Source organism: Stenotrophomonas cyclobalanopsidis (assembly GCF_008710035.1).
In the GTDB taxonomy this organism is placed as follows: Bacteria; Pseudomonadota; Gammaproteobacteria; order Xanthomonadales; family Xanthomonadaceae; genus Stenotrophomonas; species Stenotrophomonas cyclobalanopsidis.
Map to the genome: position 1 here is coordinate 83,530 of NZ_VYKI01000014.1, position 21,408 is coordinate 104,937.

Genomic DNA, 21,408 nt, shown 5'->3' on the forward strand with positions numbered 1-21,408 from the left:
GCCCCTGTAGAGCCGAGCCATGCTCGGCTGCTGTTCGCGCAAGGTTGACAGTCGAGCATGGCTCGACTCTACAAGAGCATCCACGCATGGCGTGGATCTACTGCAATGGATCTACCGTGCCGACCAACGGTCGGCACCTGTCGGACCCACCCCGCCATCTCTCGGATAGCCAGCTTTTGCCGTCGCCTTTGACGTTGAAGTTGATTCGGCAGGTGCAGGGCGCAGCCCTGCCGCTCCCTTCACTCCGCGATCAACACCAGCCCATCCGGGAACACGATCGCCGCTTCATCCGCACTCAGGTCGAAGAACCCCACGCCATGCTTCTCGGCCAGGTCCTGCACGCGCCCGTGCGCGCGCTCGGCCACCGAATACGCGAACGCGCCGTAGATCACCTGGCGGCCGATGCTGTAATCAGTCACCTCGGCACGATCGTCATCGTCGTTGCTCAGCGGCCCGTTCATCGGCGGGAAGTCCCGCGCCATCTCCGCGAACCACGCCTGCAGCGCCGGGCTGCTCACCGCCGGGTCGTCGTACTCGTGGTTCTCGCCCCACTCGGCCTGCTTATCGAACCAGGCGATGAAGGCCGCTGCGTCGCGTGGCGCAGCGCTGGCCTCGAACACCATCATGTCGTAACTCATTGAACCGTCCTGTTGTCGGAGCGAAAGGCCGCCGGGCATGGCCCGGCGCTACCGGGTAGCGATGGTAGCGCCGGGCCAAGCCCGGCCGATCGCATTACATGGACGCCGCGTCGGCGTCCGCCAACCCCGGCGCCAACGCCTTCGCCTCGGGGAACAGCGCAAAGCGCAGGCCGATCAGGCCCATCAGCGCCTCGTCGCGTGCCTTGCAGGCGCCTACGCCACCGACCCGGCCCAGCGAGGTATCCAGGCGCTCGCGCAGGGCTTCGGCTGCGGCAATCGGGCGGCGCGCGGCGATCTGCCGGCGGTAGTGCGCGGCGATCTCTTCCAGGATGTGCTCCACCGCCTCGCGGCTGCGCTCGGGCAGTTCCAGTCGGGCGCGGCGCAGCTGCAGGATGTTCAGGCCGATGCGCGCCTCGTTGAGCATGTCCACCGAGGCGATGTCGCTGCCTTCCGGCGTCGCCGCCAGGCGCGGGGCGAGCAGGCCCAGCAGGTCGAGCATGCGTGCAGCGAAGCGCTGGCGGTCCTGCTGGCCGCGCCCTTCGGCAGCCTCGGCCAGCGTGGTCCAGCCCTGCCGCACCAGGCGGCGCGCGGTCCACTCGGCACCCACCGAACGGAACAGGCGGGTCATCACCACTGCAAAGCCGATGCCGATGAACATGGCGATGGACGAATTGAGGAAGCTCTGGATGTTGGCGCTGTAGGTGTTCTGCAGGCTCAGCAGAGCGGCCAGGTTCACCGTCAGCGGCAGTGCGAACAGCGCGCTCTTGGGGTGGTGCAGCAGCAGACCCAGTGGCAGGAACGCCACCGCCAGCACCAGCGCCAGCAGGCCGAAGTCATGCACGGCCGGGAACACGCCGAACAGGTACACGCCGGCCACCAGCGAAGCGACGATGGCCCAGACCAGGAACGAGACCATGCTTGGTGCCGGGTCGTCCTGCGCGGCGAAGAACGCGGCCGTCACCGCCGCCATCATCGCGCCGTTGCCGCCGCCCTCCCAACCCAGGCCGATCCACAGCACGCAGTAGCTCATCAGTGCCACGCCGGCGCTGAGCGCGGAGAACAGCGCCATGCCGTAGTCGACGTGCTTGTCGGTGGCCACGCGCTCGGCGCGGATGCGGTAATGGGCGCGGTCCAGCGGCGCGGTGCCGTGGTCGATCGCGTGCTGCAGGGTGCGGCAGTCCTGCCACAGGTCCACCAGCTCTTCCAGGCGCAGCAGCAGGCTGGCCAGCTGCAGGTGCTGCAGGTCGCTGTCCACCTGCGGCTTCAGTGCGCTGATACGTGCCCGCAGGCGGGCGTAATCGCTGGCACTGGCAGGCGTATCGATCCAGTCGTGGATGTCATCGACCAGCGCCGGCAGGCCCTCGGGCAGCGTCTGCCCCTCGCTGCGCAGCGCGCTCAGGCGGTCGGCAATCGACGACAGCACCGGCAGCAACAGCAGCATGCGCTCGCGCAGGCGCTCCATCGAAACAGCAGAGCCTGCATGGCGCGGATCATCGCGGCGCAGGAACTCGATCAGCGCCTCGAACTGCACCAGGTCGGCGGCCAGCCGGTTGCGCGGGGCATGGGCGCGGCCACGCTCGAGGATCTGCCGGCACCACTGCGCCGCATCCTCCATCCAGTTGCCGATGCGGGTGCGCAGCATCGGCTGCACCGAGGCCGGGAACAGCAGCGACGCGGCCAGCACCGCCACCACCGTGCCGAGGATGATCTCCTCGCTGCGCGCCACCACCGTGTCGAAGATGGTTTCCGGGGAGGTCACCGCCGGGAAACCGATGAAGGCCGTGGTGTAGCCGGCCAGCAGGAACGCGTAGCCGCGGGGCCCACGGTTGAGCAGGGCCAGGAACAGGCAGCCTGCCAGCCAGATCGACATCGCCGCGCTCAGCACCATCGGCGTTTCCACCAGCGCCGGCAGCACCAGCAGGGTGGCCAGGCCGGCCACCAGGGTGCCGACGATGCGGTACAGGCCCTTGGCCCGGGTCGGGCCCAGCAGCGGCTGGCTGACGATGTACACCGTGCCCATCGCCCAGTACGGACGCGACAGGTTGCCGGCCATGGCAATGTACAGCGCGGCCACCGCGGCCAGGTAGGTCTTGATCGAGAACAGCCACGCCTGGCGGTCGGTCAGCGCGTTCATGGCTTACTTCGCCGTGGCCTGCGCGGTGGCGGGGGCCGCCGGCGCGACCGTGGCCTGCCAGCCGCCACCCAGCACCAGGAACAGGTGGATCTGGTCGCGCGAGACCTGCGCCTCGGCCGCGGCCAGGGTGGCATCACTGGTCACCAGGCTTCGGTCGGCATCCAGGCTGGACAGGTAAGGGGTGCGCCCGGCCTGGTACAGCCGGCGGTTCTGCTCGGCGGCCAGCGCGGCCTGCTGCTGGGCTTCGCGCAGCGACTGCAGGCGGCGCAGATCCTGCGCGTAGCGGTCCAGTGCGGTCTGCGTCTCGCGCAGGGCCTGCAGCACCACATGGTCGAACTCGGCCAGCGCGGCATCGGCACCGGCCTCGGCGGCGTGGATGCGGGCGTGGGTGCCCGAGGACGGCAGCGTCCACGAGATCAGCGGGCCGATCGACCACTGCTGGGTCATCGGCTGGCCGAAGTCCTCCAGCAGGCCGGCGGCACCGAGCGAGGCACCCAGACGGATGTCCGGGTACAGCTCGGCGGTGGCCACGCCGATGCGTGCGGTGGCCGAGGCCAGCTTGCGCTCGGCCTGGCGGATATCGGGGCGACGCTGCAGCAGGGCGCGGCCATCACCCACCGGCAGCGGCTGGGCCAGGCGCGGCGCGTCGGCGCAGTCGATCACGCCGGCCGGTAGCTGGCCGGGGGTCTGCCCGAGCAGCGCGGCCAGCGAATAGGCCGCGGCCGAACGCTGCGCGCGCAGCGGCGGCAGCGCGGCTTCCAGCAGGGCCACCTGCGCGTTGGCGCGGGCCAGTTCCGGCGGCGTGCCGCGGCCGGCATTGATCAGCCGCTGGGTGACCGAGCGGCTGCGCTGCTGCAGCTGCAGCGAATGCTCGGCCACGTGCAGTTCGTGGTTGGCGTGGCAGATGTCCAGGTAGCTGTCGGCCACCTCGGCCACCACGCTCACCTGCGCCAGGTCGCGTGCGGCGGCCACCGACTGCTCGTCGGCGCGGGCCGCTTCGGCACCACGCTTGAGCTTGCCGAACAGATCGAACTGGTAGCTGACCGCGAACTTGCCGTCGGCCAGGTTGATCACCGGCAGCTCGTGTTCCTGCAGGAAGGCTTCGGCCGACAACTGCGCGCGGCTGACGCCGGCTTCGGCTTCGTACTCGAAGCCACCGGCATCCATTGCCTGTTCGTACACCGCGGCGGCACGGCGCAGGTGCGCATCGGCGGCCTTCAGTTCGACGTTGTCACGCAGCGCCTGGGTGATCAGGCCATCCAGCACCGGATCGCTGTACAGCGACCACCAGCGGTCGGGCAGCGCCTGGTTGGCGGCGACGTCCGGGTTCTGGGTGTCGATGAAGGCGGCATTGGCCTCCGGGCGCTTGAAAGCCGAGCCTTCCGGCAGGGCGTAGTCCGGGCCGACGGTCTTGCAGGCCGCCAGGCTGGCCAGCGCAACGATCAGGCCGAGACGGGGCAGGGTGGTTTTCACAGGCCCGCCTGTGTCGGCGTCGTGCCGGCCTTGTCTGCATGCTTGTTGCTGCTGGTCTGCACGGTCACCGTGGCGGTACGGCCGGCGATCAGTTCCACGCCCTGGGGCACGTCGTCGATGGCGATGCGCACCGGGATGCGCTGCGCCAGCCGCACCCAGTCGAAGGCCGGGGTCACGTTCGGCAGCAGGGTGCTGCCGTTGCTGCGGTATCGGTCCTCGATGCCGGCGGCGATGCTTTCGACGTGGCCACGCAGCGCGGTCGATTCGCCCATCAGGCGGATGTCCACGGCCTGCCCTGGGGCCACGCCGCGCAGGCGGGTTTCCTCGAAGTAGCCATCGATGCGGAACGAGCCGGTATCCAGCAGCGCCAGCACCGGCTTGCCGGCCACCACGTAGTCGCCCACGCGCATGGTGCGGTCGTTGACCCGGCCGTCGGCCGGCGCGTGCACTTCAGTGCGGGCCAGGTTCAGATCAGCCAGGTCGACCGCGGCCTGGGCGGTGGCCAGCGACGCCTGCGCAGCCTGCAGCTTGGCGCGGCGCACTTCGGCGTCCTCGGCGGCCACCAGGTCCTGCAGGCTGCGGTCGCGGCCGATCTCGCGGCGCAGCTGCGTCACCGAGGCCTGGCGCTCGGCCAGGCTGGCCTTGGCCTGCTCCAGCGCGATGCGGTAGCGCGCGCGATCGATCACGAACAGGACGTCGCCCTTCTTCACCGCCTGGTTGTCGGCCACGTTCACCGATTCGACCAGGCCGGACACATCGGGGGCCACCTGCACCACGTCGGCGCCGACATGGGCGTCGCGGGTCCACGGCTCATCCATGTAATAGACCCACAGCTGGCGCAGGACCAGCAGGGCCACGATCACCGCCGCGCTGGTCAGCAGTATGGGAAGGGTCTTCTTCACGATCTTGTTCACGATTGCATCCAACGCACGAGGTGGAACAGTAGGCCCAGCACGATCCCGTACAGCGCCAGGTTGAACAGCGCCGGATGCCAGACATGGCGGTAGGCACCGGCACGCTGCAGCAGCGCGTGCAGGCCGCTGTTGACCAGGTAGGCCAACAACATCAACCCGAGCAGGGTCGGGACGAACACTCCGTGGAGACTGAATTCACCGGGCATCGGTAGGGGGCAGGATGGGGGAGGGGAGGGCAACACACAGGACAACGGCAACGGGCAAAAGCCGCCGGCGCCTGCACGGCAGCGGCGGTGTTTCAAGGACAACGCGCTTACGTGATGCGGTCGGCCGCCTCGGCCAGCAGGCGCCATGCCTTCAGCACGGCCTGCAGTTCATCCATGGAAAGTTCGCCGAACACGTCCTGGCGCAGGCCGATGAGCTGTTCTTCCAGCTCGCGCACCAGCGCCTGTCCCTCATCGGTCAGCCACAGCAGGTTGGCGCGGCGGTCGCTGGCGTCGCTTTCGCGGCGGACCAGGTCGCTGGCGCACAGCTTGTCCAGCAGGCGTACCAGGGACGGGCCTTCCATGCCCAGCTGCTGGGCCAGTGCCACCTGGCGGATACCGCCGCCGGAGCGGCCGATCATCAACAGGGGCATGGTGCAGGCGGTGGAGATGCCGTAACTGCCGAGCCGGCTGTCGGCCAGGCGCTGCCACTGCCGTCCTGCATAGAGCAGGCCGGAGCTGAGCTGCATCTGCAGCCGGGTACGGTCGTCGAGGGGGCGGTCCATAAGAGATAGGTAGGATACTACTAATTTCATTCCTATCAATAGTTTTTGCTGAATGCGAAAACCCGGTAGCGCCGGGCCATGCCCGGCGAGCGCAGGGGCCTGAATCAAACATGCGCCGGGCATGGCCCGGCGCTACCAGAGCACCCACCACAGCAGCGCCGCGCGGTCCTTCCGAAGCCATGCACCCCAGCTTTTGCCCCCGCTTTCGGGCGGTCCGGCCGCGCCCGCAGGAAACTGTCCGGGAGGGGGAGAGGGGGCTGCGCAGGACCGTTGGCGCCATGGATGGCGCCATCGAGCCCCAAGGACGGGTTCACGGCGTGTCCTGCGCAGGCCCCTCTCCCCCTCCAGACCGATAGCAATGAAGCGCCAAGACAGACCCCCCGATGAACCGTCCCCACAGGACGACCCACCCCCCGGTCGGGTACGATGCTCGCCCCCCGTTCGGGACGCTGTATGCAATGAGCAAGAACAACGAAAAGGCCGCCCCGCAGGGCGATGTGACCCAGGACCAGGCCGAGGATGCGGTGCGCACCCTGCTGCGCTGGGCCGGCGAGGACCCGTCCCGTGAAGGCCTGCTGGATACCCCGCGCCGTGTCGCCGAAGCCTATGGCGACTGGTTCAGCGGTTACCGCGACGACCCGCGCGCCTACATGGAGCGGACCTTCGAGGAAGTGGCCGGCTATGACGAACTGATCGTCCTGCGCGACATCGAGTACGAAAGCCACTGCGAACACCACATGGCGCCGATCATCGGCCGCGTCCACGTCGGCTACCTGCCGGCCGGCAAGGTGGTGGGCATCAGCAAGCTGGCCCGCGTGGTCGAAGCCTACGCCCGCCGCTTTCAGGTGCAGGAAAAGATGACCGCGCAGATCGCCCAGTGCATCCAGGATGTGCTGCAGCCGATCGGCGTCGGCGTGGTCGTCGAAGGCGCCCATGAATGCATGACCACCCGCGGCATCCACAAGCGCGGCGTCAGCATGGTCACCTCCAAGATGCTGGGCAGCTTCCGCGACGACGCGCGTACCCGCGCCGAGTTCCTGCGCTTCATCGAAGTGGGCGGCAGGCGCTGAGCCGCTTGCCCGCACCGCGCCGGCCCCGCGTGGCCGGCACGTCCACGGCTGCCCCCGCGGCGGCCGTGCATGGCTGCCCGCAGCCTTCTGCGTCCATGAATCCCTTCGCTGCATGAAGCACCGCGAACGTATTGCCCGTTACCGCCATCTGCGCGAACAGCCCCAGTGGAAGCTGCTTGCCGCCGACCACGCCCCGGAAATCATCGGCCTGCTGCAGGGCCTGCTGATGGACGGCGAGCGCACGCTGCCGTCCTCGGTACTGAACGAGCGCCTGCAACGCGCGCTGGACCAGCTGGCCGGCGACGAACTGTCACGCGAGCTGCCGCGTACCGCCCAGGCCTACATCGCTCACTGGCTGGCCCAGGGCTGGCTGGAACGCCGCCTGCCCGAAGGCGCCGACCAGGAGCAGTACGAGCTGTCGACCCCGGCGCTGCAGGCGATCCGTTTCGCCGACAGCCTGGAGCAGGCCCGCGTGGCGGCCACCGAAAGCCGCCTGGCGCTGGTCATCGAGCAGCTCTCCGCGCTGGCCGCACAGACCGAAGCCGATCCTGATGCGCGCCTGTCCGCGCTGCACGACGAGCGCGACCGCATCGATGCCGAGATCGCCCGCGTCGGCGCCGGCCGGGTGGTCGCCCTCGACGGCAAGCGCGCGCTGGAACGCACCCGCCAGATCATCGGCCTGGCCGACGAACTGACCGAGGACTTCCGCCGCGTGCGCGATGACTTCGAGCAGCTCAACCGCGATTTCCGCGAGCGCATCATCGACGACGAAGGCGAGCGCGGCGACGTGCTGTCGCAGTTGTTCGAAGGCGTCGACGTCATCGGCGAAAGCGATGCCGGCCGCAGCTTCCAGGCGTTCTGGCGCCTGCTCAACGATGCCGAACAGAGCGCCCAGCTCGACGCCGCGCTGGAGGCCGTGCTCGCGCGCGGCTTCGCCCGTCGCCTGGACCGCAACGAACGCAACTTCCTGCGCGGCTTCACCAGCACCATGCTGGAGCGTGGCGGCCAGGTGCACGACGTGCTGCAGAACTTCGCGCGCAGCCTGCGCGGCTTCGTGCAGAGCCGTGGCTACCTGGAACAGCGCCGCCTCAACCAGCTGCTGAAGCAGGCGCAGTCCGAAGCCCTGGCCCTGCGCGATGACTTCCCCGCCCAGCGCAGCATCGGCCGCGACCTGCAGCTGACCACCAGCCGCCTGCGCTCGTGGTCGCAGTGGAAGCTGCACGACCCACGCAGCGCCCAGGTCGATGGCAACGTCGAATACAACGACGCGGCCGCCATCAGCCTGGAAAGCGTGGGCGACCTGGTCGCGTCGTCGGAAATCGACTTCCGTACCCTGCGCCGCGACCTGCACGAACTGCTGGACGCGCAGCCGCGCCTGAGCATCGCCGAAGCCCTGGCCCAGCGCGAAGCGCCGCAGGGCCTGGGCAGCGTCATCGGCTACCTGTCGCTGGGCACGCGCTTCGGCAACGTGGTTGCCGGCGAGCAGGAGCTTGCGCAATGGCGCGGCGGCGACGGCCAGGTGCGCCGCGCACGTATTCCGCTGGTTTGGTTCACCCAGGAGAGACGCCATGAGCTGGCATGAAGATCCCATCGAAGCAGCAGCGCCGGACCTGGTCGAAGACGCCTACGAGGCCGACCCGGCACCGGTTGCCGTACAGCCTCGCCGTGGCAACGACGTCTTTTACATGGGCGATACCGGCCGCCTGCCGCTGGATGCGCGCCGCGCGCTGTGCCAGCTGCTGATCGGCCCCAGCATCGACCAGCTGCGCCACGCCAAGCTGTGGCCGGCGCTGATCCGCAGCGAAGCCGCGATCCGCTCGTCACTGTCCGACCTGTTCCTGGAGCTGGTGCTGGACCGTGACAGCGGTGTGGCCTTCACCCGCCAGGCCGACACCGAGGACGTCGAAGCGCCGGTGCTGCTGCGCACCTCGCCGCTGACCTTCATCGATTCGGTGCTGCTGCTGTACCTGCGCCAGCAGCTGGCCGAGGCCGATGCGCGCGGCAACCGCGCCGTCGTCGCCGACGCCGAGATGGCCGAAGCGCTGGCGATCTACGAGAAGAACCTGTCCACCGACCGCGCCGGCTTCAACCGCCGCGTCGCCTCGGCCGTGCAGAAGATGAAGGACAACCACATCCTGACCCGCCTCGGCGGCCAGGAAGACCGCCACGAAGTCTCGCCGGCGCTGAAGCTGATGTTCTCCGCCGAAGACGTGTCCCAGCTTTCGGCGGTGTACCGCCAGCTGCGCGAAACCCCGGCTGCAGAAGCCTGAGAGACCCGAGCACCGCATGGCCATTTCCAAGCACACTCCCGCCCTGTTCAATGAAGGCCTGCCGGACCCGCGCCTGCAGCAGTTCCGCATGCGCCGCCTGCAGGTGCACAACTGGGGCACCTTCAACGGCCTGACCGAAGTGCCGATCGCCGAGCGCGGCTTCCTGTTCGTTGGCCGTTCCGGCTCGGGCAAGTCGACCCTGCTCGATGCGATGTCCGCGCTGCTGACGCCGCCGGCCATCGTCGACTTCAACGCCGCCGCGCGTGAAGCCGAGCGCAGTGGCCGCGACCGCAACCTGGTCTCCTACGTGCGTGGCGCGTGGGCCGACCAGCAGGACAGCGGCACCGGCGAGATCGCCACCCAGTACCTGCGCAAGGGCGCGACCTGGACCGCCCTGGTGCTGGAATACCGCGCCGGCGATGGCCGCGTGGTGTGCCTGGTACGCCTGCTGTGGATCTCCGGCAACGGCACCTCGGCCGGCGACGTGCGCAAGCACTACATGATCGCCGAGCGCCCGTTCGACATCGCCAAGGACCTCGGCGGCTTCGACCTGGACCTGCGCAAGCTGAAGCAGAAGCTGGCCGACATCCACCACTTCGACACGTTCTCCGGCTATGCCGAGCGCTTCCGCCACCTGCTGGGCATCGACAACGAGATGGCGCTGCGCCTGCTGCACAAGACGCAGTCGGCGAAGAACCTGGGCGACCTCAACGTCTTCCTGCGCGACTTCATGCTGGACACGCCGCGCACCTTCGATGCCGCCGAGCGCCTGGTCAGTGATTTCGCCGAACTCGACGGTGCGCACCAGGCGGTGGTCACCGCGCGCCGCCAGGTGGAGACCCTGCAGCCGGCGCGTGCGCACTACAGCGAACTGAAGGCCATGCATCGCCAGCGCGGCGATGACGAGACCCTCAAGCTGGGCATCGACAGCTTCCGCGAAAGCCGTCGCCAGCTGCTGATAGAAGCGCGCCTGCGCGAGATGGATGTGCGCGACCGCGGCCTGCTGGGTGAAGAAGCCCAGCGCCGTGCGGCGCTGGACAACCACACCGAACGCCTGGCCGAGCTGGAACTGCAGCGCCGCCAGCAGGGCGGTGAGCGCATCGAGGAACTGGAGCGCGAGCAGGGCCGCGCCGAAGCCGAGCGCGACCGCCGCCTGGCCAAGCAGGCGCAGGCCCGCGAGGCCGCGCGCCACCTGCAGGCCGAGCTGCCGGAAGACGCGCACGGCTTCTCCGAGCTGGTCGAGCGCGCGCAGAACGAACTGCAGGACCGCCAGCGCGCTTCGGCGGCGCTGGACGATGCGATCAGCGAACGGCTGGGCGGCAAGCGCGATGACGAACGTCGCTTCGGCGAAGTGCGTGGCGAACTGGAAGCGATGCAGCGCACGCCGTCCAGCATTCCCGCACCGATGCAGAAGCTGCGCGCACGCCTGGCCGAGGAAACCGGCATTTCCGAAGCCTCGCTGCCCTTCGTCGGCGAACTGATCCAGGTCCGCACCGAGGAGCAGAACTGGCAGGGTGCCATCGAGCGCGTGCTGGGCGGCTTCGCGCAGTCGCTGCTGGTGGACGACAAGCACTACAACGAGGTGGCCGACTGGGTGAACCGCACCCACCTCGGCATGCGTTTCACCTACTACCGCGTGCGCCGCAACGACGATGCGTTCGCTCGTGAACCGTCCGCGCGTTCGCTGCTGCACAAGCTGGAACTGCGCGACCACGCCTTCGAAGGCTGGCTGCGCCGCGAGCTGGGCAAGCGCTTCGACTACGAGTGCGTCGATGCCAAGCAGCTGCGCAACGTCGACCGCGGCATCACCCGCGAAGGCCAGGTCAAGCATCCGGGCGACCGCTTCGAGAAGGATGATCGCAGCGCGGTGAACGACCGTCGCCGCTGGATCCTCGGTTTCAACAACCGTGACAAGCTGGTGGTGTTCGAGCGCGAAGCGCAGGAACTGGCCAAGCGCATCGCCAGCTGCGACACCGATATCGCCAGCCTGCGCGGCCAGCGTGACCGCGACAACGAGCGCCGCCTGGCCTGCCACGAGCTGATCGGCATCCAGTGGAACGAGATCGACGTGGCCGCGCCGCAGCAGCGCCTGGCGGACATCGAAGCCACCCTGCGCGACCTGCGCGAAGGCAACGCCGACCTGGCCCGCCTGGCCAAGCAGATCGACGCCGTGCGCGCCGATATCGAGCAGGCCCGCCGTACCTATGAAGACACCCGCGTCGAGCGTGGCCAGCTGGTGCGCGAACGCGACCGCCTGGACCGTGCCCGCCAGCAGAGCCGCGCCCTGGTGCTGCCGGCTCTGGCCGAGGACCAGGAAGCCGGCTTGGCCGAGCGCCTGCAGGAACAGGGTCCGCTCAGCCTGGAAACGCTGGAAGCGCACATGCGCCAGGTCAGCAACGCGCTGAACGAACAGCTGTCGTCCTCGCAGCAGGACGTCAACCGCGTCGAGAACCTGCTGCTGGGCTGCTTCCGCCGCTTCATCCAGCAGTGGCCCGAGGAATCGGGCGACTTCACCGTGTCGGTGGCCTCGGCCGAGGATTTCCTCGCCCGCCTGGAGCGCCTGGAACGCGACGGCCTGCCGCAGCACGAAGAGCGCTTCTTCGACCTGCTGCAGAACCAGAGCAAGAACAACCTGCTGGCCCTGCAGCGCCACAGCGCCGAGGCCCGCAAGTCGATCGGCCAACGCCTGGACGAGGTCAACGCCAGCCTGGAACAGGTGCCGTTCAACCGCGGCACCCTGCTGACCATTGAGCTGAGCGACCGCCGCCTGCCGGAAGTGGGTGAGTTCCACCTGCAGCTGCGCGAGGTGTTGTCGCAGCAGCAGACCGAACAGCGCGAGCTGGCCGAATCGCAGTTCACCGTGCTGCGCCAGCTGGTCAACCGTCTCGGTTCGCAGGAAGGCGAGGACAAGCGCTGGCGCGAGCTGGTGCTGGACGTGCGCATGCACGTCGAGTTCATCGGCGTGGAGCTGGATGCGGAAACGCGCCAGCAGGTCGAGATCTACCGCAGTGGCGCCGGCAAGTCCGGTGGCCAGCGGCAGAAGCTGGCCACCACCTGCCTGGCCGCGGCACTGCGCTACCAGCTCGGCGGCGCCGACAGCCAGCTGCCCAGCTATGCTGCGGTCGTGCTCGACGAAGCCTTCGACAAGGCCGACAACGAGTTCACCGCGCTGGCGATGAACATCTTCGACAACTTCGGCTTCCAGATGGTGGTCGCCACCCCGTTGAAGTCGGTGATGACGCTGGAGCCGTTCATCGGCGGCGCCTGCTTCGTCGAGATCAGCGGCCGCCACGATTCGGGCGTCCTGCTCATCGAATATGACGAAGAAGGCAAGCGCCTGAAGCTGCCCGAGCGCAGCCGCCAACAGGCCAACGAACCGGAAGAAGCCGAGGCCTGACCGCCTCGGCCGGCACTCTCCTGTAGAGCCGAGCCATGCTCGGCTGCTCTGCGCGACCGGCAACGGCGTGCCAACCAAGGTTGGCACCTACCAGATCATGTTGCGCCCTTACGCTCCGCGGAACGTATCCCACGCCATCCGCGCGATCAGCACCACCACCAGCCCCACGAACAGCTTGCGGATGAACGGCGTGCCGCCCTTCAGCGCCAGCCGCGTGCCCACCACCGAACCGAAGATGTTGGCGGCCGCCATCGGCAGCGCGAACAGCCACAGGATGTTGCCGGTGGGGACGAAGAACGAGATCGCCGCCACGTTCGTCGCCAGGTTCACCACCTTCGACGCCGCCGAGGCGCGCAGGAAATCCAGGCCGAAGAAGCGCACGAACAGGAAAATCAGGAAGCTGCCGGTGCCCGGTCCGAAGAAGCCGTCGTAGAAGCCGATCGCCGCACCGATGGCCAGGGCGATGGACAGCTCGCGGCGGCCGATCTCCTGCGGCCGGTGCAGGGCACCGAAATCCTTCTTCCACAGCGTGTAGCCCAGCATCGCCACCAGCAGCACCAGCACCAGCGGCCGCACCGCCTCCTTGGGCAGCAGGCTGACCGCGGTGGCACCGGCGAAGGAGAAGATGAAGGCGGTGCCGGCGGCGAACAGCACCGGTTTCCACGGGAAGCGCACGTTGCGCGCATAGCGCCAGGCCGCCGCGCCGGTGCCGAACATCGAACTGAACTTGTTGGTGCCGAACAGCATCGCCGGCGTCTGCTGCGGCAGCACCGTGAACAGGCCCGGCAGCTGCACCAGCCCGCCGCCGCCCACCGCCGCATCGACCAGGCCGGCGATGAAGGCAATCACCACCAACCACCACAACTCAGGGGGAACCAGTTCCAGCACGGCGATCGACACTTGGATGGGGGGCGACAGCATACGCCTATCGCCGATGGATGCTGGCCGCGTACCGCGCGACAATACCGGCATGACCCGTACACCCGCCGATCCCTGCCCCTGCGGCCTGCCCGCCGACTATGCCGCCTGCTGCGGCCGCTACCACGCTGGCGAGGCCGCCCCGGACGCCGAGCGCCTGATGCGTTCGCGCTACAGCGCCTACGTACGCCAGCGGGCCGACTACCTGCGCCAGACCTGGCACCCGGACACGCGCCCGGCCGGACTTTCGCTGGACGAGGCACCAGGCCAGCGCACCCAGTGGCTGGGCCTGACCGTGAACGAACACACCGTCACCGGCGCGGACAGTGCCGAGGTCCGCTTCACCGCCCGCTACCGCATCGGCGGTGGCAGCGCGGTGCGGATGACCGAGCACAGCCGTTTCCTGCGCATCGACGGCCGCTGGTACTACCTCGATGCGGTATGAACCCCTGATGGTTCAAGCATCCACCTGGCCATGACATCGCGCTCACCCGCAGCAGCCGAAGCTGGTGCCCATGGACAGCTCAGCCCTCGCCGTCGCTGCCCCGCAGCGTGAACTCGCCAGCCACTTCGCCCATGTGCGAGGACGCAGCCAGCAGCTGGCCTCACCGCTCAGCGCCGAAGACGCGATGCTGCAGAGCATGGACGATGCCAGCCCGGCCAAATGGCACCTGGCCCACACCACCTGGTTCTTCGAGCGCTTCGTGCTGGCCAGCGTACGTGGCCACCAGCCGTGGGATCCGGCCTGGGATTTCCTGTTCAACAGTTACTACAAGAGCCTCGGCCCGGCCCATGCCCGGCCGCGCCGCGGCCTGCTGTCGCGGCCTTCGCTGCAGCAGGTGCGCGACTATCGCCGGCACGTCGATGAGCAGGTGCTGGCGCGCCTGGCCGACGGCGACCTCGGTGATGAGGCGCTGCAGCACCTGCAGCTGGGCCTGCAGCACGAACAGCAGCACCAGGAACTGCTGCTGACCGACATCAAGCACGCCCTGTGGTGCAACCCGCTGCAGCCGCCCTATCGCGAAGATCTCGCGGCGGTCACCAGCGCGGCCAGCGCACAGGGCTGGGTTGCACGGGAAGAAAGCATCGTCAGCGTCGGCGCAGCGCGCTGGCCGCAGCACGCGCCCTTCGCCTACGACAACGAATCGCCGCCGCACCGCGTACTGCTGCCCGCACACGCCATCGCCGAGCGCCCGCTCAGCAACGGCGAGTACCGCGCCTTCGTCGATGCCGGCGGCTACCGCGATCCGCGCTGGTGGCTCAGCGAAGGCTGGGCCCTGTGCGAGGCCGAAGGCTGGCAGCACCCGCTGTACTGGCACGACGACCTGCAGCGCGAGTACACCCTCGGCGGCTGGCGCGCGCTCGATCCACATGCGCCGGTCTGCCACCTCAGCTATTACGAAGCCGACGCCTGCGCGCGTTGGCATGAGGCACGGCTGCCGACCGAATTCGAATGGGAAGCGGCCGCCGCCACGCAGCCGCCCAGCGGCCACTTCGCCGATGACGACCGGCTGCATCCGCACGCGGGGCAGGGCACGGGCCTGCGCCAGCTTTTCGGCGATGTCTGGGAATGGACCTCCAGCGCCTATGGCGCCTACCCCGGCTTCCAGCCCTTCGGCGGAAACCTGGGCGAATACAACGGCAAATTCATGTGTGGCCAGTGGGTGTTGCGCGGCGGCAGCTGCGCCACCCCGCGCGGCCACGTACGCAGCAGTTACCGCAACTTCTTCAATCCACCGGCGCGCTGGCAGTTCTCCGGCGTGCGCCTGGCGAGGGATCTTCCATGAGTACCGTGCAGGACGCGCTGCAGGCGCTGACCGACCTTACCCCCGGCCGCCAGCAGATCATGGCCGACGCCGTGGCCGGCCTCTCGTGCGCCGCGCGCCAGTTGCCGTCCAAGTATTTCTACGACGCGCGTGGCTCGCGCCTGTTCGAGCAGATCACCCACACCCGCGAGTACTACCCCACGCGCACCGAACTTGCCCTGCTCGACCGGGTGCTGCCGGAGATCGCCAGCGCCGTCGGCGCGCATGCCCACGTGGTCGAACTGGGCAGCGGTAGCGGCCGCAAGACCGCCCTGCTGCTGGCCGCCCTGCACGATCCGGTGGCCTACACCCCCATCGAAATCTCGCGCGCCGCGCTGCTGTCCAGCATCGACCACCTGGCCCCGGCGCTGCCGCAGGTGGAGATGCTGCCGGTCTGCGCCGACTTCACCCGCCCGGTGCAGGTGCCCGAACCGGAACGCCAGGCTGCGCGGCGCCTGCTGTTCTTCCCCGGTTCCACCCTGGGCAACTTCGCCGGCGAAGAGGCCATCGCACTGCTGCGCGCGATGCGCCAGACCATGGGCGATGACGGCCTGGCGCTGGTCGGCATCGACCTGCACAAGGACCCGGCGCTGATCGAGGCCGCCTACAATGATGCCGACGGCATCACCGCCGCCTTCACCCTCAATCTGCTGGCCCGCCTCAACCGCGAGGTCGGCAGTGATTTCGACCTCGATGGTTTCCGCCACCAGGCCCGCTACAGCACCGCGCGCCTGCGCATCGAAACCGACCTGGTCAGCCAGCGCGAGCAGGACGTGCACCTGGACGGTCAGACCTTCCACTTCCAGGCCGGCGAACCGATCCGGGTCGAGTACAGCCACAAGTACACCGATGCCAGCTTCAACCACCTGCTGCAGCAGGCCGGGCTGGAAACCATCGCCCACTGGAATGCGTCCGATCCGGCGTACGGCCTGCGCCTGCTGCGCGCCTCCGTGCCATGACGGTAGCGCCGGGCCATGCCCGGCGGCACATCACCACCCGCGCTAACATGGCCCCAGCCCCGGCAACACGGAGGACGCCATGCCCTTGATGACCACGCTCGGCCTGGCCGCCGCGCTGGCCGCGCCGTTGACGGCGCAACCGGCACCCGCCGCTGATCCGGCCTTCGCCCGCTGCATGACGCAGCTGCAGGCCACGGCCGGCAAGCAGGGCATTGCCGCGGATCGCTTCACCGCGATCACCGCCGGCCTGCAGCCCGACCCCAGCGTGCTGCCGCTGCTGGATGCGCAGCCGGAATTCACCACGCCGATCTGGGATTACCTGGCCGCCCTGGTCGATCGCCCGCGGGTGGACGATGGCCGCGCCATGCTGCTGCAGCATCGCGATCTGTTGCAGCGGGTATCGGCGCAGTACGGCGTCGATCCGGCCACCATCGTCGCCGTATGGGGCGTGGAGAGCGATTATGGCCGCGTGTTCGGCAAGCGCCCCCTGCTGCAGTCGCTGGCCACGCTGTCCTGTGCAGGCCGTCGCCAGCCCTTTTTTCGTGGCGAACTGCTGGCGTTGATGAAACTGATCGAGCAGGGCGACCTGCAGGCGCAGGGACTCACCGGTTCCTGGGCCGGCGCCTTCGGCCACACCCAGTTCATGCCCAGCACTTACGCGCGCATCGCCGTTGACGGTGATGGCGATGGCCGCCGCGATCTGGTGGCGAGCGTTCCCGATGCGCTGGCCTCCACTGCCAACTATCTCAAGCGCGCTGGTTGGCGCAGCGGCGAGCCGTGGGGCATGGAGGTGCGTATTCCCGAGGGTTTCAAGACGGCGCAGGCCGGGCGCACCCAGCGTCGCGCGCTGGCCGACTGGCGTGCACTGGGCATCACCGGCCTGGATGGCAGCGCCCTCGCGCCGCAGGGCCTGCCGGCCGATGCCCGCGCGGCCCTGCTGCTGCCAGCCGGCGCCAAGGGCCCGGCGCTGCTGGTGTTCCGCAACTACGATGCGATCTACAGCTACAACGCGGCCGAGAGCTACGCGCTGGCCATCGCGACCCTGGCCGACCGCCTCCGCGGCGGTAACGGCTTGGCGACCGCCTGGCCCACCGATGATCCCGGCCTCGGCCGCGACGAGCGCCGCCAGCTGCAGACCCTGCTGCTGGCCCGTGGCCACGATATCGGCAGTGCCGATGGCATGATCGGCAACGCCAGCCGGCGCGCGATCCAGGTCGAGCAGCGCCGCCTGGGCTGGGCCGAGGCCGATGGCCGCCCCGGCCAGCGCATCCTGCGCGCGCTGCAGGCCGAACCGCGTACTCCGGCCACGCCCACCCGTTTCAGTCTTCCCGCCAACTACAGTGCCGCGCAGTCACCGGCCTTACGGAGTCGATCCACCGTGCAACAGATCCAGGGTGTCAGCAGCGGCCAGTTCCAGGGACTCGATGCCTGGCTGGTGGAAACCCCCGAAGCCACCGCCGCCATCAGCGTGTTCGGCGGCCAGCTGCTGTCCTACGTGCCCAAGGGCCAGCCCGACGTGATGTGGCTGTCGCCCAAGCGGGCCGAGCTGCCTACGCCCATCCGTGGCGGCAGCCCGGTGTGCTGGCCGTACTTCGGCCGCCAGGGCCAGGGCAATGACGTGCCGGCGCATGGCTTCGTCCGCACCCTGCCGTGGGAACTGCAGCAGGCGCGCCGCCTCGACGACGGCAGCATCGAGCTGACCCTGGCGCCGCCGGTGCTGCAGGATCTGGGCCTGCGCCTGACCATGACCGTGCGCGTGGGCCGCGAGCTGCGCCAGCAGCTGATCACCGAAAACACCAGCAGCGCGCCGGCCACCTTCACCCAGGCCCTGCACAACTACTTCCGCGTGGGCGACGCCACCCGCGTGGAAGTGGACGGCGTGGACGGGGTGACCTACCAGGACAAGTACGAGAACTACGCCCAGACCCGCAGCCAGCAGGGGCCGTGGTCCCTGCGCGATCCGCGGGATCCGGGCCGCAGCGACCGCATCTACAGCCCGGCCGGTGGCCGCTACGTGCTGCGCGACCCGGTGCTCAAGCGCCGCATCGAACTGCGTACCGAAGGCAGCCGCGCGCTGGTGGCCTGGAACCCCGGCGCCGAAGCGGCCGCGAAGATGGCCGACGTCGGCGACGGCTGGCGCGAGTACGTCTGCCTGGAGGCCGCCAACGCCGGTCCGGATGTCGTGACCGTGGCCCCGGGCGGCCGCCACGTGCTGGTGCAGGTGATGTCCAGCCAGCCCCAGCCCTGAGCGGGGCCCCGTCACCCACAAGGAGCGATGCATGCAGGAAGCACAGTGGTTCTACGCCAACAGCAGCCAGCGCGAGGGGCCGGTCGACCTTGCCGGCCTGCGCCAGCTGCAGGCCGAGGGCAGGGTAGGGGCCGCCACCCTGCTCTGGTGCGAGGGCATGCCGACCTGGCGCCCGCTGGCCGAACTCGACCCGCCGCCCCGGACGGCCGACGTCGCCGCACCGGCGGTCGTCGTCGACCGTGGGATCGACGACCCCTACCGCGCGCCCGACACGGCGCCGGCGCTGCTGGCGGGCCCCGCGCAGGACAGCCAGCCGCTGGAAGGCGACATGGCGCTGTACGCCGCGGTGGTCGGCCGCAACTTCGCGGTCTACCGGCGGCGCTGGCGGCTGGATCAGGGCGTGCCCCGTGCGTCCGGCACCTGGCACTGGCCCGCGTTCCTGTTCGGCCTGCCGTGGATGATGTACCGGCGCATGTACCGGGTGGCGATGCTGTGGGTCGCCGTGCTGGTGGCCAGCAGCGTGGCCGAAGCCCTGCTCGGTGTGCCGCAGGCCTTCTCGTCCATCTCAAGCCTGGCGCTGGGCGTCACTGCCGGCGTGTTCGCCAATCACTGGTACCTGCGGCACTGCCAGCGCCAGATCGCCCAGGCCCGCGCGCTGAAGGGCAGCGACCCGGTCGCGCTGCAGGAGGAACTGGCCCGGCGCGGCGACGTCAGCTGGCTGGGCCTGGTGCTCAGCCTTGCTGCGGTCCTGCTGCTGCTGGTGGGCATGGCGTTCCTGCCGACGTCCTACTGAGCCTGCACCCGCGGGCGCAGCACCAGCAGGCACAGCGAGCCGGCCACCAGGCCCCAGAAGGCCGAGCCGATGCCGGCCAGTGACACGCCGGAAGCGGTGACCAGGAAGGTGACCAGCGCGGCCTCGCGGTCGCGTTCCACGGCCAGTGCGCTGGCCAGGCTGTTGCCGATGGTGCCGAACAGGGCGATGCCGGCCACGCAGGCGACCAGTTCCCTGGGGAAGGCGGCGAACAGCGCCGCCACGGTTGCGCCGAACAGGCCGATCAGGATGTAGAAGGCGCCGGCCGCCATCGCTGCGGTGTAGCGGCGCGCGGGGTCCTCATGGGCGTCGCGGCCCATGCAGATCGCCGCAGTGATTGCCGCCAGGTTCAGTGCATAGGCGCCGAAGGGGGCCAGCAGCGTATTGACCACGCCGATCCAGCCGATCACCGGCGAAATGGGCGCGCTGTAGCCAGAGGCGCGCATTACCGCCACCCCGGGGATGTTCTGCGAGGCCATGGTGACCACGAACAGCGGCAGGGCGATGCCGGCCACCGCCTGCCACGACAGCGAGGGCGTGACCCAGTGCGGGGTGGCCAGCTGCAGGTGCAGGTCCTGCGCATGCAGCAGGCCCCGGCTGGCGGCAATGATGATGCCGACCAGCAGGGTGGCGATCACCGCATAGCGCGGGAACAGGCGTCGTCCGGCCAGCCAGATGGCGAACATCGCCAGGGCGAGCACGACCTGGGTGTTCATCGCTACGAACACGTCCAGGCCGAAGCGCAGCAGCACGCCGGCCAGCATGCCCGCCGCCAGCGCCATCGGCACGCGCTGCATCAGCCGGGCGAAGATGCCCGAGAAGCCGGCAATCATCCCCAGCACCGCGGCGAGCAGGAATGCACCCGTGGCCTCGGACAGCGAGGCGCCACCGGCACCCACCACCAGCATCGCCGCACCCGGGGTCGACCAGGCGGTGACCACGGGTACCCGGTAGCGCAGTGAGAGACCAATACAGGTGACACCCATGCCCAGGCCAAGCGCCCACATCCAGGACGCGATCTGTGCCTGATCTGCGCCGACGGCCTGTGCGGCCTGGAACACGATCACCGCCGAACTGGCAAAGCCCACCAGCACCGTGATGAAGCCGGCCACGACGGCCGGTACCGAAAGATCGCGCCACCACACTTGACTGACCTGCGTGCCCATCGTTGTCTCGTCTCTCTGCATCCGTACATACATAACGCTTGCGGCGTTGACCGCGCAACGCGCGGGCAACGCCGCAGGGATGCCCGCACGCGTGCCATGCACGGCACAGGCGATGCGATTGTCATCTTCCTGAAAAAAAAGGGTTGACGAATTCTGCAGGATCTCTAGAATTCGCTCCCTTGCTGCGGCGTGGCAACTTCCTCGGAAGCGATACGCCAACAGCGACGCCACACCGCCGAACGAGTTGATCGAACGAAGGTGTTGACGGACTCGAAAAGTCCGGCATAATAGGCGGCTCGCAACGACGAAAGGCCTTCGGGTCCAACGACGAAGCAGCATCGGCAACAACGTCCACTTCGGTGAGGCGGCCTTGAAAAAAGGTGTTGACGAAGCGGAAAAGCCGGCTATAATGGGCGGCTCGCTACGAAGGAAACTTCGCAGCACACGGGAACGGCGCTGAGGCCACTTCCCCTGATCTTTGAAAGTATGCGCAGGTATCTTGTGAAGGCGCCTGCAGGAAGGATGATTGTCCATCTTGCAGACGTTTGATCAAGCAACTATTAATTGTTTTAAAGCAAGCGATACGTTGCCAGCATCAATCATCTGCAGCTTTAAATTTTGATCTTCGGATCATGTCGTTTTAAGTGAAGAGTTTGATCCTGGCTCAGAGTGAACGCTGGCGGTAGGCCTAACACATGCAAGTCGAACGGCAGCACAGTAAGAGCTTGCTCTTACGGGTGGCGAGTGGCGGACGGGTGAGGAATACATCGGAATCTACTTTTTCGTGGGGGATAACGTAGGGAAACTTACGCTAATACCGCATACGACCTACGGGT

At 68.6% G+C, this 21,408-nt stretch carries 17 protein-coding genes and 1 rRNA gene; 10 read left to right on the forward strand and 8 right to left on the reverse strand.

Annotated elements, in window-relative coordinates; genetic code table 11:
- Positions 1 to 239: 239 nt before the first annotated feature.
- The 6 genes from FJU31_RS12265 to FJU31_RS12290 form a co-directional block, all read right to left on the reverse strand.
- Entirely contained in the window at positions 240 to 638 is a 399-nt protein-coding gene (locus tag FJU31_RS12265; protein ID WP_150454994.1) for a hypothetical protein, read from the reverse strand.
- Positions 639 to 732: 94 nt separating this feature from the next.
- Positions 733 to 2,772 (reverse strand): FUSC family protein, encoded by a 2,040-nt coding sequence (locus tag FJU31_RS12270; protein WP_150454995.1) that lies wholly within the window; start codon positions 2,770 to 2,772, stop codon positions 733 to 735.
- A gap of 3 nt (positions 2,773 to 2,775) precedes the next feature.
- Complete coding sequence (locus tag FJU31_RS12275) at positions 2,776 to 4,245, reverse strand: efflux transporter outer membrane subunit (protein ID WP_150454996.1); 1,470 nt, start codon at positions 4,243 to 4,245, stop codon at positions 2,776 to 2,778.
- Positions 4,242 to 5,159 carry an efflux RND transporter periplasmic adaptor subunit gene (locus FJU31_RS12280; protein ID WP_188115494.1) on the reverse strand — a complete coding sequence of 306 codons (918 nt, stop codon included), beginning with the start codon at positions 5,157 to 5,159 and terminating at the stop codon, positions 4,242 to 4,244. The genes FJU31_RS12275 and FJU31_RS12280 overlap by 4 nt, the downstream gene beginning before the upstream one ends.
- Entirely contained in the window at positions 5,156 to 5,365 is a 210-nt protein-coding gene (locus FJU31_RS12285) for a DUF1656 domain-containing protein (RefSeq protein ID WP_150454998.1), read from the reverse strand. Before FJU31_RS12285 ends, FJU31_RS12280 begins: the two co-directional genes overlap by 4 nt.
- 107 nt (positions 5,366 to 5,472) lie before the next feature.
- Positions 5,473 to 5,928 (reverse strand): MarR family winged helix-turn-helix transcriptional regulator, encoded by a 456-nt coding sequence (locus FJU31_RS12290; protein WP_108770529.1) that lies wholly within the window; start codon positions 5,926 to 5,928, stop codon positions 5,473 to 5,475.
- 458 nt (positions 5,929 to 6,386) lie between these two features.
- On the opposite strand from FJU31_RS12290, the gene folE reads away from it, so the two are divergent.
- The 4 genes from folE (at position 6,387) to FJU31_RS12310 (ending at position 12,665) form a co-directional block, all read left to right on the forward strand.
- Entirely contained in the window at positions 6,387 to 6,998 is a 612-nt protein-coding gene (gene folE / locus FJU31_RS12295) for a GTP cyclohydrolase I FolE (protein ID WP_079224393.1), read from the forward strand.
- 112 nt (positions 6,999 to 7,110) lie between these two features.
- Complete coding sequence (locus tag FJU31_RS12300) at positions 7,111 to 8,580, forward strand: DUF3375 domain-containing protein (RefSeq protein WP_150454999.1); 1,470 nt, start codon at positions 7,111 to 7,113, stop codon at positions 8,578 to 8,580.
- Positions 8,567 to 9,268: a DUF4194 domain-containing protein gene (locus FJU31_RS12305; RefSeq protein ID WP_150455000.1), complete on the forward strand. Its 702-nt coding sequence runs from the start codon at positions 8,567 to 8,569 to the stop codon at positions 9,266 to 9,268. The genes FJU31_RS12300 and FJU31_RS12305 overlap by 14 nt, the downstream gene beginning before the upstream one ends.
- 16 nt (positions 9,269 to 9,284) lie before the next feature.
- Positions 9,285 to 12,665 (forward strand): ATP-binding protein, encoded by a 3,381-nt coding sequence (locus FJU31_RS12310; RefSeq protein ID WP_150455001.1) that lies wholly within the window; start codon positions 9,285 to 9,287, stop codon positions 12,663 to 12,665.
- 108 nt (positions 12,666 to 12,773) lie between these two features.
- Here FJU31_RS12310 and FJU31_RS12315 read toward each other — a convergent pair whose 3' ends face one another.
- Positions 12,774 to 13,553 (reverse strand): sulfite exporter TauE/SafE family protein, encoded by a 780-nt coding sequence (locus tag FJU31_RS12315; RefSeq protein WP_188115496.1) that lies wholly within the window; start codon positions 13,551 to 13,553, stop codon positions 12,774 to 12,776.
- Between the two features lie 82 nt (positions 13,554 to 13,635).
- On the opposite strand from FJU31_RS12315, the gene FJU31_RS12320 reads away from it, so the two are divergent.
- From FJU31_RS12320 to FJU31_RS12340, 5 genes are all read left to right on the forward strand, one after another.
- Positions 13,636 to 14,028, forward strand: a complete 393-nt coding sequence (locus tag FJU31_RS12320; protein WP_150455003.1) for a YchJ family protein — start codon at positions 13,636 to 13,638, stop codon at positions 14,026 to 14,028.
- A gap of 70 nt (positions 14,029 to 14,098) precedes the next feature.
- Positions 14,099 to 15,370, forward strand: coding sequence for an ergothioneine biosynthesis protein EgtB (gene egtB, locus FJU31_RS12325; protein ID WP_150455004.1), 1,272 nt, complete (start codon positions 14,099 to 14,101; stop codon positions 15,368 to 15,370).
- Positions 15,367 to 16,347 (forward strand): L-histidine N(alpha)-methyltransferase, encoded by a 981-nt coding sequence (gene egtD, locus FJU31_RS12330; RefSeq protein ID WP_150455005.1) that lies wholly within the window; start codon positions 15,367 to 15,369, stop codon positions 16,345 to 16,347. The genes egtB and egtD overlap by 4 nt, the downstream gene beginning before the upstream one ends.
- A gap of 88 nt (positions 16,348 to 16,435) precedes the next feature.
- The gene (locus tag FJU31_RS12335) at positions 16,436 to 18,595 is read left to right on the forward strand and encodes a lytic murein transglycosylase (protein ID WP_246161329.1); all 2,160 of its coding nucleotides are present in this window, start codon (positions 16,436 to 16,438) and stop codon (positions 18,593 to 18,595) included.
- 31 nt (positions 18,596 to 18,626) lie between these two features.
- Positions 18,627 to 19,388: a GYF domain-containing protein gene (locus FJU31_RS12340; RefSeq protein WP_150455007.1), complete on the forward strand. Its 762-nt coding sequence runs from the start codon at positions 18,627 to 18,629 to the stop codon at positions 19,386 to 19,388.
- Here FJU31_RS12340 and FJU31_RS12345 read toward each other — a convergent pair.
- Positions 19,382 to 20,572, reverse strand: coding sequence for a benzoate/H(+) symporter BenE family transporter (locus tag FJU31_RS12345; RefSeq protein WP_150455008.1), 1,191 nt, complete (start codon positions 20,570 to 20,572; stop codon positions 19,382 to 19,384). The two genes, FJU31_RS12340 and FJU31_RS12345, sit on opposite strands and share 7 nt — an antisense overlap.
- A 641-nt stretch (positions 20,573 to 21,213) precedes the next feature.
- Between FJU31_RS12345 and FJU31_RS12350 the strand changes: the two genes are divergently transcribed.
- Positions 21,214 to 21,408: ribosomal RNA gene (locus tag FJU31_RS12350) — 16S ribosomal RNA — on the forward strand; the annotation flags it as partial.